General features: G+C 34.0%; 14 protein-coding genes, 1 pseudogene and 1 other annotated feature (1 of these 16 running past the window's edge). Of the genes and pseudogenes, 14 read left to right on the forward strand and 1 reads right to left on the reverse strand.

Annotated elements, in window-relative coordinates:
- The first annotated feature begins 45 nt into the window (after window positions 1-45).
- The 3 genes from T537_RS0100485 to T537_RS0100495 all read left to right on the forward strand — a co-directional run bounded on the left by T537_RS0100485 (window position 46) and on the right by T537_RS0100495 (window position 2,341).
- Window positions 46-588, forward strand: a complete 543-nt coding sequence (locus T537_RS0100485) for a flavin reductase family protein (RefSeq protein WP_031555498.1) — start codon at window positions 46-48, stop codon at window positions 586-588.
- 45 nt (window positions 589-633) lie between these two features.
- A complete protein-coding gene (locus tag T537_RS12255) occupies window positions 634-1,293 on the forward strand; it encodes a metal-dependent hydrolase (RefSeq protein ID WP_027438083.1) in 660 nt (219 codons plus the stop codon).
- A 208-nt stretch (window positions 1,294-1,501) separates the two neighbouring features.
- Complete coding sequence (locus T537_RS0100495) at window positions 1,502-2,341, forward strand: hypothetical protein (RefSeq protein ID WP_031555500.1); 840 nt, start codon at window positions 1,502-1,504, stop codon at window positions 2,339-2,341.
- A gap of 483 nt (window positions 2,342-2,824) precedes the next feature.
- On the opposite strand, the gene T537_RS0100505 is transcribed toward T537_RS0100495, so the two are convergent.
- Window positions 2,825-3,502 carry a Crp/Fnr family transcriptional regulator gene (locus T537_RS0100505; protein ID WP_034244060.1) on the reverse strand — a complete coding sequence of 226 codons (678 nt, stop codon included), beginning with the start codon at window positions 3,500-3,502 and terminating at the stop codon, window positions 2,825-2,827.
- Between the two features lie 122 nt (window positions 3,503-3,624).
- Here T537_RS0100505 and hcp point away from each other — a divergent pair, with 122 nt between their 5' ends.
- From hcp to T537_RS0100560, 11 genes and pseudogenes are all read left to right on the forward strand, one after another.
- Window positions 3,625-5,265, forward strand: coding sequence for a hydroxylamine reductase (hcp, locus tag T537_RS0100510; RefSeq protein ID WP_031555504.1), 1,641 nt, complete (start codon window positions 3,625-3,627; stop codon window positions 5,263-5,265).
- Window positions 5,266-5,394: 129 nt separating this feature from the next.
- On the forward strand, window positions 5,395-5,931 hold the full coding sequence (locus tag T537_RS0100515) for a hypothetical protein (RefSeq protein WP_031555512.1): 537 nt from the start codon (window positions 5,395-5,397) through the stop codon (window positions 5,929-5,931).
- Window positions 5,918-6,994, forward strand: coding sequence for an alpha/beta fold hydrolase (locus T537_RS0100520; RefSeq protein ID WP_031555514.1), 1,077 nt, complete (start codon window positions 5,918-5,920; stop codon window positions 6,992-6,994). Before T537_RS0100515 ends, T537_RS0100520 begins: the two co-directional genes overlap by 14 nt.
- Before the next feature lie 139 nt (window positions 6,995-7,133).
- On the forward strand, window positions 7,134-8,576 hold the full coding sequence (locus tag T537_RS0100525; protein ID WP_031555517.1) for a sensor domain-containing diguanylate cyclase: 1,443 nt from the start codon (window positions 7,134-7,136) through the stop codon (window positions 8,574-8,576).
- A 197-nt stretch (window positions 8,577-8,773) separates the two neighbouring features.
- Window positions 8,774-9,475, forward strand: coding sequence for a transporter substrate-binding domain-containing protein (locus T537_RS0100530; protein WP_031555519.1), 702 nt, complete (start codon window positions 8,774-8,776; stop codon window positions 9,473-9,475).
- Between the two features lie 3 nt (window positions 9,476-9,478).
- On the forward strand, window positions 9,479-10,108 hold the full coding sequence (locus T537_RS0100535; RefSeq protein ID WP_051637120.1) for an amino acid ABC transporter permease: 630 nt from the start codon (window positions 9,479-9,481) through the stop codon (window positions 10,106-10,108).
- A complete protein-coding gene (locus T537_RS0100540; RefSeq protein WP_031555522.1) occupies window positions 10,089-10,325 on the forward strand; it encodes a hypothetical protein in 237 nt (78 codons plus the stop codon). Before T537_RS0100535 ends, T537_RS0100540 begins: the two co-directional genes overlap by 20 nt.
- A gap of 11 nt (window positions 10,326-10,336) precedes the next feature.
- Window positions 10,337-11,090 (forward strand): annotated as a pseudogene (locus tag T537_RS11860) (amino acid ABC transporter ATP-binding protein).
- Between the two features lie 162 nt (window positions 11,091-11,252).
- Window positions 11,253-12,128, forward strand: a complete 876-nt coding sequence (locus T537_RS0100550) for a LysR family transcriptional regulator (protein ID WP_031555524.1) — start codon at window positions 11,253-11,255, stop codon at window positions 12,126-12,128.
- 202 nt (window positions 12,129-12,330) lie between these two features.
- Window positions 12,331-13,275 carry an NmrA family NAD(P)-binding protein gene (locus T537_RS0100555; protein WP_031555534.1) on the forward strand — a complete coding sequence of 315 codons (945 nt, stop codon included), beginning with the start codon at window positions 12,331-12,333 and terminating at the stop codon, window positions 13,273-13,275.
- Between the two features lie 357 nt (window positions 13,276-13,632).
- Complete coding sequence (locus T537_RS0100560) at window positions 13,633-13,911, forward strand: acylphosphatase (RefSeq protein ID WP_197017991.1); 279 nt, start codon at window positions 13,633-13,635, stop codon at window positions 13,909-13,911.
- Window positions 13,912-14,015: 104 nt separating this feature from the next.
- Window positions 14,016-14,089: a binding site (T-box leader), on the forward strand (it continues 182 nt past the right edge of the window).

Below are 14,089 nucleotides of genomic sequence, written 5' to 3' on the forward strand. Positions count from 1 at the left end.
ACACATTGTCAACAATTCATTATTATTAGAATAAGGAGTAAAATTATGAAGAAAAATATAGGAGCACAGTTAGCATTATATCCAGCACCAGTTATTGTAGTAGGTTCAATGGTAGAGGGAAATCCAAATTGGACATTAGTTGCCCACGCTGGCACAGTGGCACATAGCCATTTAATGGTTTCTATGGTTAGCGCTCATTATACTAACAAAGGTATTCGTGATAATAAGAAGTTTTCTGTAAATGTAGTAGATGAGTCGTGGCTAAAAGAAGCTGATAGAATGGGCGTTGTTAGTGGAAACAAGGAAGATAAGTCTGAGGCTTTTGATTTTACAATTGGTGAAAATGGAGCTCCGCTAATCAATGCAGCTAAGATTTCTATTGAATGTGAAATGGATCACAATTACGAGCTTGAGGGCTTTGATAACTTCATTGGAAAAATTCTTGCAACTTATGCAGATGAGTCAATTCTTAATGAAGCAGGAAAAATTAATTATCACCTATTTAAGCCAGTACTTTTTGAATTTCCAACTTATGAATATTTTGTAACTGGTGACAAGGTTGGAGATTGCGCAAAGATGAATAAGTAGTATATTACAACAAATATTTTGTAAATTAATGTTAGGAGTGTCCATATGCAAACCAACACTCACCTTGCAGTTGGTGCTTGTCTAGGGCTTACATTAACTTTGGCGGCACCGACGGAAATCACGGTTCTTGGGCTTTGTGCTACTAGCATAGGCGCTATAATTCCGGATATAGATATTGATGGAACAGGTAAGAAAGAAACCAAATATATCATTATGGGAATCTCGGCTACACTGGCTATAGTGCCAGTGCTTGCCGGGCTTGTTTGCATGCCGGAAATTTTTGTTTGTTTAAAACGAACATCTTTTATGAGTCTGACATTTAGCACAGCAGCCAAGAGTACAATAAGTTGGAGCTACATAGCCTTTCTAATTAGCACTATTATGGGGTTTGCACTGTTTATCGGTCTTTGCGCATTTTCAAATAAAACGGATCACAGAACTTTCAGTCATTCATTTATGGGAATGGCTTTGTTTACATTTTCAATAGTACTAATAAATCCGCTAGAAGCAGGCTTCTTTTTGGTTGGATATCTTTCCCACATAGGGCTAGACTTGCTAAATTACAGGCCTGTAAAGCTCTTGTACCCGAAGAAAAGGGGCTTTAGCTTTAGGCTTTGTTATTCGAAGAGTAGATTTAGTTTGAATTTGTTAATTTTTAGCGTGATTATTCTAATTGTTGAGAGTATAATAAAGGCGTGCTTATAAACATTATAAATTGAACGCAGTGTAAGCAATCCCCCGCTTCAAAAGCGTAAGCTTTAAGCGGGGGTATAAAGCTTACTAGTGTCAGAAGGGGTTAAAGACCCTTCTGACAAGTGGCACAAAGTGCCATTGCGTTCATGAGGAAGTAGCGAAGCGGATTCCGAATGTCCGCTTTACAAAAAGAGACATGCACAAAGGAAAGAGGAAAAATATGGAGAATATTTTTAATGACAGCAACGTAAATATTGATGAATACAGGCCTGACAGCCCTGGAGTCATTATGGCTAAAAGGATAACAAAGTTAAAAAAATATAAGTTGATATTAATGCTTTTTATAGTTTTTATAATTCTTATACATTTACTTGTGAAGACTGATAATTTAATGCTAGTTATAATCGCTGTTACGGCTTTTATTATAGCAAGCTCATGTATAATTATTTACGAAACAAAATTACAAAAAGAGCTAGAAAAATTGCCGGAAGAAGAGAAGTTTAACCTCAATTATTATAGTTTATATAAAAATGTAAAAAAGCCAGGTTGGGTCAAAAATAATGTTTTGATGGCCCTTGCTATTAATGGTGCCTTGCTTAAAAACAGGGAGATTACAAGACAGGCTCTTGAGCTTATGAGTGCTAATTATCAGCCGGAGATTTTATATAAGTTAAAAAATTGGCTTTCATCGGATTCTTGCGAGATTTCTGAGGCGGAGTTGCGTCGCAATAAGTCGCTTTATCCAATTGCTAGGATTGCTTGTTTAATTTATGCTTTGTCAGGATTATTATATCTATATGCATTTATAGAAGATTACATTCCAATTGGAGCTTATAAAGCATTAGCCCTTTATGAAAGCATTTTCTATAGCATTACGAGAGCTGCTTGTTGTGTTATTGTTATCAATGCTATATATAATATAATTAATAGAAATAAGATTTATGTAAATAGTCCTATAAAAAATAAGACTAAAAGAATTATTCTCTTGATTTTAGGAGCTTTGATTTTCACTCTTATTTTTATGACAAATAGTTTTTCACAGTATTTCTTTGGAATGTAAAGGCAGTGAGAGCAGCAGTAGGTGCTGAATTCAGGAAAAGCGGTGATTTTATGCATATAGATAATTTCATTGTGGTAAAGCTTCTTATTTGTTTGCATTATTTGGGCTTTATCCGTTGCGGAGCATTTCGGAGTATTTCGGAGTTGTTTCGAAGTGTTTCGGAGCACACATTTGCCCATATGAACTATTATTTTTGCTCTAGGGTAACAAATCTTGAAATTTCTTCTGTGTTTTTCATCTTTTTCACCCTTCTTTTACGCATATAGGCAATTTTAATTTTTTAAAACCTCGAAAAGGCAAGAATTTGTTGCCTTTTTTGGGCTTTTTTATTTGATTTGGATTAGTTGTAAAAATATTGAACTTTTCCAAATCAAGAAATCTAATTTTTTTCCAGACTTTTTTCATGATAAGGGCAATCCAAGAAACATTTACTTGCGTGATTTAGGCAAATTAAGAAATATTCAGTTGCTAGATTTTGGGCAATTAAATGTTTAGTTGCGTGGTGCTTTTTATTATGAAACTTTTGTTATCAACATCTATTATTCCTTCAGCCTTCATCTTTGAAAGTTCCCTTATCATGGCACTTCGATTAACGGATAGGTAGTCTGCAAGGGCAACTCTTGTAAGGGGAGAGATAAGCCTTGTCTGGTGCTGTTCTTTGGCTAGTTGTGAGATGTAGGCAAGAAGCTTTTCTCTAATGCTATTTTTAGATAGAATCTCGATTTTGTTGATGAACTTTTCATTTTTTTCACCAAGAAGCCTAAAAAGGTTGGTGGCTATTTGGGCATGAAAATAACAAAAGTTTGGGCAGGTGTGAATAATATTGGATGCAGCTAGAAACAAAATCTTGGTATCTTTAGAGGCCTTAAAAAGCACAGATGAAGACATGTCTTTTTGTACTGCGAAGCTCTCTCCAAATAATTCCCCGGCTTTATAAAAGGTAAATAGGGAGCTGTTGCCCCAAATGTCCTCTTTAATCATGTGAACGCAACCATAAAGCACAATTCCTACGTATGGAATGTTGTCGCTTTCCATGTAAATAATCTCATCTTTTTTAAATTCCTTTTTGAAGGAGCGGATGCAATAAAGGAGTTTATCTAGGTTCTCTTTATTGATATTCTCAAAAAGCTTTATTTTGCTATAATCGATTTCTTTATTCATAATTTTTTTCCTCCTTTAATAGCTTATTTAATAATATAAAAAATAGAGTTGCATTTGCAACTGTTTGCTAAATTTTTTTGCCTTATAATTCATGCATAAATTAAATGCAAAGGAGTTAGATTATGGAAAATACAATGTTTTGTTATCAATGTCAGGAAACAGCAGGATGTTTAGGCTGTACTAAGGTAGGTGTCTGTGGTAAGAAGCCGGAAGTGGCTAATTTACAGGATTTGCTCGTATATGTTACAAAGGGAATTTCTGAGGTAACTACAGCTCTTCGAAATGAAGGTAAGGAAGTAAGTGAGGATGTAAATCACTTAGTTTCTGTGAATTTATTTACTACAATTACAAACGCAAATTTCGATTATGATGCTATTATGAAGAGAGTTATAAAGACACTTATGGTTAAGGAAGAGCTTTTAGATCAATTAAGTTTAGATGCTAGGGCTAAATTATCAGAAGCTGCCCATTGGAATGGTGAAAAATCAGAATTTGATGCTAAGGCTAAGATGGTGGGAGTTCTTTCAACTAAAAATGAGGATATTCGTTCTTTAAGAGAACTTATAACATATGGTCTTAAGGGGCTTGCAGCATATTCAAAGCATGCTAATGCACTTTTAAAGGATAATGCAGAGATTGACGCATTTTTACAAAAAGCTCTTGCAGCAACACTTGATGATAGCCTTACAGTTGATGATTTAGTTGCTCTTACTTTAGAGACTGGAAAATACGGTGTTTATGGAATGGCGCTTCTTGATGAGGCCAATACTAAAACTTACGGAAATCCAGAGATTACAAAGGTTAATATTGGTGTTAGAAAAAATCCAGCTATCCTAATTTCAGGTCACGATCTTAAGGATTTGGAGATGCTTTTAGAGCAAACTAAGGGAACAGGCGTAGATGTGTATACTCACTCTGAGATGCTTCCAGCCCACTATTATCCTTTCTTTAAAAAATACGACAATTTTGCTGGAAATTACGGTAATGCATGGTGGAAACAAAGAGAAGAATTTGAGAGCTTTAACGGCCCTATTCTTATGACAACTAACTGTATTGTTCCACCTGCCCCTTCATATAAGGATAGATTGTTTACAACTGGTGCTGCAGGTTATCCTGGCTGTAAGCATATTGATGGAAAATACACAGAAACAAAGGATTTTAAAGAGATAATTGAAATGGCTAAAAACTGTCCTGCTCCAACTGAAATTGAGACAGGTACAATTACTGGTGGTTTTGCACATGAGCAGGTATTTGCATTGGCAGATAAAGTAGTTGATGCAGTAAAATCAGGTGCTATAAAGAAGTTTGTTGTAATGGCAGGTTGCGATGGTAGAGCTAAGTCTAGAAGCTATTATACAGATTTTGCAAAGGCTCTTCCAAAGGATGCAGTGATTCTTACAGCAGGTTGTGCAAAATACAAGTACAATAAGCTTGATTTAGGCGATATTGCTGGAATTCCAAGAGTCCTAGATGCAGGTCAGTGTAACGACTCATACTCATTAGTACTTATTGCGCTTAAGTTAAAGGAAATATTTGGCCTTGATGATGTTAACGACCTACCAATCGTCTATAATATCTCGTGGTATGAGCAAAAGGCTGTAATTGTCCTCCTTGCCTTACTTTACCTTGGAGTAAAAAATATCCACTTAGGTCCAACACTTCCAGCTTTCCTCTCACCAAACGTGGCAAAAGTCCTAGTGGACAATTTTGGAATCGCAGGAATTACAAATGTCGAAGATGATATTAAGACTTTAATTGGTTAGTAAAGAATAGAATAATTTGGATTTTTCACCATTTTTTTATATAATTAGATCGATAATGAAAGTAATGAGAAATTACAAGGGTAAGCTCTAAAGAATATTGATCTAAGAATATAAAAAAGGTGTTAGGAAATGAATAATCAAGGAAAGAATAATAAATCTATTTTTATACAAGCACTTGCTAGATTTTCTAGAGAAGTGGCATCTGATGGGGCTATTAGGCACCTTGCAGATAGGGGTTATAATGCCAAACAGATTAAAGAAAAACTTGATTATCCCACAAGTTTAGACCATATCGGAAAGGTTATGTGGGAACATTTTTTACAAAAAGGAATTTTAACTTATGAAAAGCCTGATGGAAATACTATTGTTGAAGAGGTTCAATATATAAAGGAACAGGATTCCTATGGACGTACAAGCTTTAGGCAGGTAACTAAAAAAATAGAGCGCCCCAAAAGAGAATATATTCTAATTGATTTTGGCAAAAGAATATATAAGGACAGGGAAGGCTTTTTAAGAATAATGGAGCGCCTAAGTACTAGCGATAGGGACTATATAATGGGGCTTCCATGGGAATTAAAACCAGTTTACCATGTCCTAGATAAACGCATGATGCGTATTAAAGAAATATTGGGTAAGGAGTTTTTACAAAAAGATGAGGACAGTTAAAAAAATACTAAAAATAGTTGCAATTCTTATTGCTGCGTTTATAATACTTGGAATTTTATTTATTGTGGTGATGAGGGCCTGCAACTATTTGCATCACAAAATCATGTATAAGCATGGGGTAAACGAATCATCTTATATTGAATTAAATGGACAAAAGCAATTTGTAACAATTAAGGGAGAAAATAGAAATAATCCAGTAATTATCTATCTTCATGGTGGTCCAGGAGGCGCTGATAGCTATATGAATTACTGCTTTTCAGATTATCTAACTGATGAATATACTGTTGTATCTTGGGATCAGAGAGGTTGTGGCAGAACTTATTATAAAAATGCCAAGGCTGACCCATTAAATAAGACTGTAACTTTTAGTCAGTCCTTAGAAGATTTAGATGCATTAGTAAAATATGTATGTGATAAATTAAATCAGGATAATGTAATAATTATGGGACATTCTTATGGCACAGTTCTTGGCAGTGTTTATGCTAATAGCCATGGAGATTTAGTAAAGGCATACATTGGCGTTGGCCAGTTTGTTTCTATAGAAGATGGAGATCTTTACAGTTATGAAGATGCATTAAAAAAGGCTAAAGAATCTAATATGGATACAAAAGATCTTGAAAAAGCTTATGGAAACTATTGTAAGGAACCGGGAATTATGTCATTAATTGCCCTAAGACAGGAAACTGATAAATATCATCCTGTAACTAAAAAAGCAGACCAGTTTGGACGAGCACTTTTTTCACCTTCTGCAGGAATATTAGATTTAAAATGGTTTATGAAGCAGATGACTGATACAGAAAAATATGTCTTATTAAATCATGAACTTTTTGAATATACCTTGGCTTTTAATGCCTATGATAGACCGGATTATTCAATGCCTGTGTGCTTTATTTCTGGAGAGCAGGACTTTGTTTGTCCGCTAGATAGTGTTTCTAAATATTATGAAGCAGTTAATTCACCATTGAAAAAAATGTATGTTATAAAGGATTGTGGTCATGATGTTCACTATGCTGAACCAAGAGAATTTTGCAAAGATATTAAGGAATTCTTAAATAGTATATAGTAAAATATTATTGCCACTGTGCCAAAGTAAACTTATAATGTAAGAGAGGAAAGGAAACTTTTACAAAAGTAGAGAATAGATAATAGACATCTTTGGGTTAAAACAAATTGCTTTTGAAAAATAAAAATTGGTGGAGAGAATGTTTAAAAAACACAGATTTATAATATATGGAGCTTTAATAATTATAGTGGTGTTTGCTATATTTGCAGGAATACAAGTTAACGAAAGCTCTTATTTTAAAAAATTAGCAATTGAGCAGGCTACTAACGATGTGAATTTAACTGCAATTGATTTAAATTCGCAGATTACAAATATATCTACAGAACAACGAGTAGTATCTCAAATGATGGCAAATGACATTTTTCTTCTTAGATGGTGCGAGGAAGAAACTGAAGATACAGAAAGTGCCCATGCCAAAGAACTTTATGAATATCTAAAGACATATCAATTAAAGTACAACTATGATGTGGTATTTTTCGTATCTAATAAGACCTATAATTATTATTATAATGATGGCCTTAATAAGGTGGTTTCAAGGGATAGCGAATTTGATTCCTGGTATTTTAATTTTCTAAATCTAAATCAAGAATATGATATTCAGATAGATCATGATGAGGTAAATGATTATGGCGTATCTCTTTTTGTAAACTGTTTAGTTGTTGATAAAGATGGCAATACCATTGGGGTTGTTGGTGTAGGAAATAAAATCGATGATTTTGAAGCATCAGTAAGTAGTCTTACAGATAGCCTTAGTATTAATGCAGGAATTGTTAATAAAGGGAATGCACATAATTCCTTTACTGGTAGTTCTGGTTTTTATATGACAGCTAGTGATGCTGCCGCAAACTTTAATATATCAGAAGAAGACGTGCTAAAAAATGTAGGAACTCAAGGCTCAACTTGGACTGATGGCTATTTATGTACAACGGTTTATCATAATAAAGATCTTAACTGGAATATTATTGTTCAAAAAAATACAAAAGAGCTTGTTGCATCTATGCTAGAGCAGACCTATGGTCGTTTTGTTTTTATGATAAGTACAACCCTTGCGGTTTCAATTGTCTGTGTAATTCTTCTATCAAGACTTAATAGGGCAACTCGTTTTAATGAAAACATTGATGAATTAACAGGTCTTATTAATGCAAAATTATTTAGAGAGATTTTTCAAGAAAAAAGAAAGAAAAGGTTTCATCAAAAAAAATCTTGTTTATTTGTATTAGATATTGATAACTTTAAGCACTTTAATGATACTTATGGTCACATGTATGGTAATACAATTATTCGTATGATGGCCTCTAATTTAAAGGATCTTATAGCTAGTGACGGTGTTGTTTGCAGATGGGGTGGCGATGAATTTATTGGAATAATTTATCACAATGTTGCAGAGTCTAAGATTATGATGGATGAGCTTCAATGCATGGTAAATAAATTAGAAACAAGGTCGCCCCTAAGCTTTAGTTGTGGAATTACTAAGATTAATAATCACAAGAGTCTAGAGGAGAATTTTAAACTTGCAGACAGTGCCCTTTATATTTCAAAAGAAAATGGCAAGGGTCAAGTTACAGTAGCAAAAGCGCGATAAGGAAAACTTATAATTCATGATAAAAATTAAATAATTGTTAGTATTAAAAGGCTATGATAGTATTCTCTAAACAGAAGATATTAGCTAAGTAAATGCTGACTGGAAAACCAGAGGTAAGTATATAAGCTTATCTCTGGTTTATTTTTAATTTAGGCAGCTTTTTATAAAAGCTTGCTTTAAAGGAAGGGAGTAAAAAAATGAAAAGAGAAACTATTAAAAGAAAAATCATGATTAGGAAAAGTTTTAAAAAAGCGCTGGCTCTTGCACTAACTGCAACTACATTGGCAGTATCTTTAATTGGATGTTCTAATAGTAAAGAGGCAGGAAATGTTAAGAAAATAGTAATTGGTTCAGGTAATTCTTATAACCCATATTGTTATATCGATGAAAATGGAAAGGCAGTAGGTTATGAATATGATGTGCTTGCTGCAATTGATGAATTGCTTCCACAGTATGAATTTGAATATAAGAGCTTAAGTTTTGATCAGATTTTATTATCTCTTGAATCTGGAAAAATCGATGTTGCAGCTTCTGCAACAACTCAAATTCTTAAAAATTATAACGAGGCTCATAAGGGAAGCGAAGTTGTAATTGTAAATACAGAAAGTAGTACAGATGAAGAAGCTGTAGCTGCATTAAAAAATGGAGCTGATAGAGCTATTGTTTTGAAAAAAAGCGACCTAAAAAAATATAATACTAATTTTAGTGATGGAAATGGCGACTGGTTAAAGGCAGTTGGTGAGCCAGTTAATAATTCTCTTACTTACTATCTCTATAAGCAGGGAAATGATCAGCTAAAAAATGACATTGATGGTGCACTTAAGACTTTAAAGGAAAATGGAACATTATCTGAACTTGCTATTAAGTGGGTTGGCTATGATGTCACAGAAAGTGAGTAAAATATGGGATCTTATTTTGATGGCACTAGATTCGTAACTAGAATAGGTCAGATATTACCATATGTTCTTATAAATTTTAAAATGGTTTTTTGGGCAATGCTTTTAGGAACTATTTTAGCTGTATTTGTAGCAATTCTTAGAATTAAGAAAATTCCTATTGTAAATCAGTTTTTATTGGTATTTATTTCCTTTATGAGAGGAACACCTTTATTGGTTCAGATGTGTTTGGCTTTTTATGGAATTCCTATTATATTTGGCAAATTATTTCTAAATGTTTTTGGAATAAATCTTAATAGATTAGATGCATATAGTTTTGTAATTATTGCTTTTATATTAAATGAGGCAGCTTTCTTAGGGGAAATCTTTAGATCTGCTATACTTGCAATTCCTGTCCTACAAACAGAAGCTTGTTATTCAATTGGAATGACCAAATCACAGACACTTTTTAGAGTTGTATTACCGCAAGCTGTTCATGTGGCAATTCCACAGTATGGTGCTGATTTAATTGGGGTATTTCATAATACCTCAATTGCCTTTACCTTAGGGGTGCTGGATATGATGGCTAGGGCAAAAACTTTAGGTGTGTCAACTGGACATACCATTGAAGGATTTGATGGTTCCAGGTTTGCTTAATAATATAATCGGTATTTTGAAGGCTACTAATCTGGTGTCAGCTATTGGTGTTACTGAAATTATGGTGGCAGCCTTAGTCCCTTGTCAGGATACATATAGTTATTTAGAGGGATATTTAGCTGCGGCTCTTATGTATTGGATTATTGGAATTGTGATTGAAAATATTGGACATGTTATTGAGAAAAAAACAACAAGTTACATAAAAAGGTTGGTTTAAAGAGGCAGAATATGATTGAATTAAAGAATGTAAGAAAAAAATTTGGTAATAATGAAGTATTAAAGGATGTTTCATTACATGTAGATGACGGTGAGGTTGTGGTGCTTTTAGGACCTAGTGGCTCAGGAAAAACCACATTTCTTAGATGTATTAATTTTTTAGAAAGGGCGGATGCGGGAAGATTAACATTTGATGATAATGAAATTGATTTAAAAAAGGGCCAAGAAAAGTGAAATTTTGAAAATAAGAAGAAACAGTGCCTTTGTTTTTCAAAATTATGGTCTATTTAATAATAAGACAGCAATTCAAAATGTAATGGAAGGTCTTATTGTGGTTCAAAAAAATAGTAAGGAAGAGGCCTATAAGAAAGCGCTAGATGTACTAACATGGGTTGGTTTAAGTGATAAAGCAGATTTTTATCCGTCACAATTATCAGGAGGACAGCAGCAAAGAGTTGGTATTGCAAGAGCTGTTGCCCTAAACCCTAAAGTTATACTTTTTGATGAACCAACATCGGCGTTAGATCCAGAGCTTGTGGGAGAAACCCTAGAAGTTATAAAAAAAGTTGCTAAAAAGGGTATAACTATGATTATAGTTACTCATGAAATGTCATTTGCTCAAGATGTGGCAGATAGAGTTGTATTTATGGATGGAGGTGTAGTTGTTGAAGAGGGCACTCCCGATCAGGTCTTTTATAAGCCAAAGGAGGAGCGCACTAAGAAATTTTTATCAAGAATTCTTCAAAAAGATATGTATTATATTTAATGGTGATTTTGGATTGAGGAAAAGCATATAGACTAAATCTATGTGCTTTTCCTTTTTTAGTTTATAAGATATAATAAAGTTAGCTAATAACGATTATTATAATAGCTTCACTTCGTCACAACTATCTATTAATTATTAACATAACTTATAGTGAGGAGATTTATGCATATCGAGAAATTAAAATACTATATAGACTTGTATGAATGCAGGAATTTTACTGAAACAGCCAAGAAAAACTTCATATCTCAGGCGGCGCTTAGTCAGTTTATAAGTTCCCTTGAAAAGGAGTTTTCTCTATTGCTTTTTGATAGGAATACAACGCCTATTAAGCCAACAAAGGCGGGGACTTCCTTTTATGAGGAAAGCTTAGTTTTGTATAAGCAGTATAAGTACTTGCTCGAGAGGATGAATAAGGTAAAGACTAATGAAATGCCGGCTCTTAGAATCGCATATTCTTCTGCTGTGGATATTCAGGCCCTTCTGCCGATTGTTTCAAAATTCAAGGAGAAGTATCCGGAAGCAGAGCTTAAGTTAAATCGCATAACCTTAAAGGAAGCTGATGAGTATATCTCTAAAGATTTGTGCGATTTGGTTGTATCATTTTCAACAGAATTCATTGATAATCCGACTACTAAATTCAAGCTCTTAAAAGAAGGGCAGTACATGGCGGTTGTAGGAAAGGGACATAAGTTTTTTGATAAAAATGTCATCACCAAAGAGGAGCTATATAGTCAGCCTATAATTATGCTAAGTAGGAAGGTTATCGGAAATATCTATGACAAGGTTTTAGAAAGAGCCAAGGCGGAAGGGTATGACCTATTTATAGAAAAGACTGTAGATGATATTGAAACAGAGATGTTCTCAATTATAACGGAAGGCTATATTGGTTTTGCGCCAGATAGCCAGAATCTATCTGATTATGGTGAGGGTATTAGGAAGATTTCTATTAAGGATACTAGCCATAGATATAGTGTTGAGGCTTGTTATCATAAGAATAATAATAACGAAACACTAAAAGCATTTTTACAATTAATTTGATCATGGTTTAGAATCTAAACAGGAGTTACACTATATTAGTATCCCATAAGTTTTTGTTATGACCTATAAACTTTTCTAATTGGACATTTGACAAAAAAATAACTAAGATAATGTTAAGAAATTAACAAAGCAAATACTAAAAAAGAAATTTAGTAACGTAAGTCTTTGTTAACAATATAAGCTTTATTTTAAGGAGGTTTTTATGGCAAAATTATTATTAACAGGTGTTGATGGAAATTTAGGAGCTGAGGCTGCTAGAGTGTTACTTACTCTTGCTAAGAAGGAAGATTTGATTTTTGTAGGCTATAGCAAAGAAGCTCTTGATAAGTTTGCAGCAGAAGGTGTTGAAACTCGTCAGGCTAACTTTAATAATTACGAAGGACTTGAGGAAGCATTTAAGGGTGCTGATAGACTTGCACTTATCTCTATGCCATTCGTTGGTGCTAAGAGACAGAATGCTCATAAGAATGTTGTTGATGCAGCTAAGGCAGCAGGTGTTAAGCAGATTGTCTATACTTCACTTGTAAATGCTGGTGATGAAACTAATCCTTCAGTAGAAAAGAAGGATCATATTTATACAGAAAACTACGTAAAGGAAGTTGGTCTTGACTACATATTCCTTCGTAATTCACAGTATGCAGAGGCTATGATTACTAACTATTTCACATATGTTAAGGGTGATGGCGTCCTTAAGAACAGTCAGGGTGATGGCAAGATGGCTTACATCTCAAGAAAGGACTGTGCTAAGGCAGTTGCTTATGCATTATTTAGAGGCGATGAATATACCCGAGCAACACTTGATATTAATGGTCCAGAACTTATGACAATTACAGAGTTTATCGAGATTGGAAACAAGGCTACTGGAAACCATATTACATATAAAGAGCTTACTGATGAGGAAAATTACCAGGTATTTGATGCTATGGGCGTTCCAAGAACAACTGATGGTGTATTTAAGAAGGGTTCTGAGGCTCCATTCTCATCTGATGGTATGGTTACATTTGCTCAGGCTATTCGTGAAGGTAAGATGGATACATTTACAGACGATTTTAAGAAGCTTACAGGTTCTGATGCAATGACAGTTCAGTATATGTTTGAACATGCCGATGATTTCCAGATTGGTGAAAGACATTCAAAGGATGCATAAGATAAATTTATAATAACTTATAAGCCTTGGCGCCAGATTTATATATGGATAAACACTAACTGGCGCCAGCTTTATTTTTCCCTGGTGATACATTTCTTGTAGTTATTTGCGTAGCAAATCACTACTCGTGTGCGAGCCGCGGCAAAGCCGCATCTAATGCGAGCACTTTCTTAAGGAGCGTTTAACTCAGTCGGAGCTTGTACTCCGACTGAGTTAAATCAATATATACAAATATCAATGGAAATGCTAGTATAAATATAGGTATGCGAATTAAATAAATTTCCTATATATGCATTTAAAATGTATAATTTTGGACTTCTTATAGGTTTGAAAAAATTTTACTAGGGGGAGTTTTTTATGGATGAGATGGTCAGATACCATTTTTTCTTTACAGGAAGAGTGCAAAGCGTGGGCTTTAGGTATAAAGCTAGCTATTTAGCTAAGGAGTATGGCCTTACTGGATTTGTAAAAAATGAGTACGACGGTTCTGTTAGCTTGGAGATTCAAGGCTTAGATGAGAAGATTACAGAGCTTGTAGAATGCTTAAAGCGAGACAGAGTTATTAGAATTTATTCCATGTCTAAGGAAAAGATTGACTTAGTTGAAGGAGAAAAGGACTTTAAGATAAAGTTCTAATTTGTTAACTGTGATTTCGCACAGCAATCTTGACGCATTTAGTAAAGAAGAGTTATTTTAAAAAAATTCTTGACTTTGTATGTTAAAGGTAGCTAAAATAGATACAGAATGCGTTGAGCAGAAATAGTAGTTAAGTGGATATTTCCTAGAGAATAGCCGGTTGGTGCAAGGCTTAAAC

Origin of the sequence: Lachnospira multipara LB2003 (genome assembly GCF_000702205.1) — a bacterium.
Classification (GTDB): domain Bacteria; phylum Bacillota; class Clostridia; order Lachnospirales; family Lachnospiraceae; genus Lachnospira; species Lachnospira multipara_A.

Bases quoted from the DNA above. Each gene is read 5' to 3' on its own strand.
- T537_RS0100485 (WP_031555498.1), top strand. From the start codon at position 46: ATGAAGAAAAATATAGGAGCACAGTTAGCATTATATCCAGCACCAGTT.
- T537_RS12255 (WP_027438083.1), top strand. From the start codon at position 634: ATGCAAACCAACACTCACCTTGCAGTTGGTGCTTGTCTAGGGCTTACA.
- T537_RS0100495 (WP_031555500.1), top strand. From the start codon at position 1,502: ATGGAGAATATTTTTAATGACAGCAACGTAAATATTGATGAATACAGG.
- T537_RS0100505 (WP_034244060.1), bottom strand. From the start codon at position 3,502: ATGAATAAAGAAATCGATTATAGCAAAATAAAGCTTTTTGAGAATATC.
- hcp (WP_031555504.1), top strand. From the start codon at position 3,625: ATGGAAAATACAATGTTTTGTTATCAATGTCAGGAAACAGCAGGATGT.
- T537_RS0100515 (WP_031555512.1), top strand. From the start codon at position 5,395: ATGAATAATCAAGGAAAGAATAATAAATCTATTTTTATACAAGCACTT.
- T537_RS0100520 (WP_031555514.1), top strand. From the start codon at position 5,918: ATGAGGACAGTTAAAAAAATACTAAAAATAGTTGCAATTCTTATTGCT.
- T537_RS0100525 (WP_031555517.1), top strand. From the start codon at position 7,134: ATGTTTAAAAAACACAGATTTATAATATATGGAGCTTTAATAATTATA.
- T537_RS0100530 (WP_031555519.1), top strand. From the start codon at position 8,774: ATGAAAAGAGAAACTATTAAAAGAAAAATCATGATTAGGAAAAGTTTT.
- T537_RS0100535 (WP_051637120.1), top strand. From the start codon at position 9,479: ATGGGATCTTATTTTGATGGCACTAGATTCGTAACTAGAATAGGTCAG.
- T537_RS0100540 (WP_031555522.1), top strand. From the start codon at position 10,089: ATGGTTCCAGGTTTGCTTAATAATATAATCGGTATTTTGAAGGCTACT.
- T537_RS0100550 (WP_031555524.1), top strand. From the start codon at position 11,253: ATGCATATCGAGAAATTAAAATACTATATAGACTTGTATGAATGCAGG.
- T537_RS0100555 (WP_031555534.1), top strand. From the start codon at position 12,331: ATGGCAAAATTATTATTAACAGGTGTTGATGGAAATTTAGGAGCTGAG.
- T537_RS0100560 (WP_197017991.1), top strand. From the start codon at position 13,633: ATGGATGAGATGGTCAGATACCATTTTTTCTTTACAGGAAGAGTGCAA.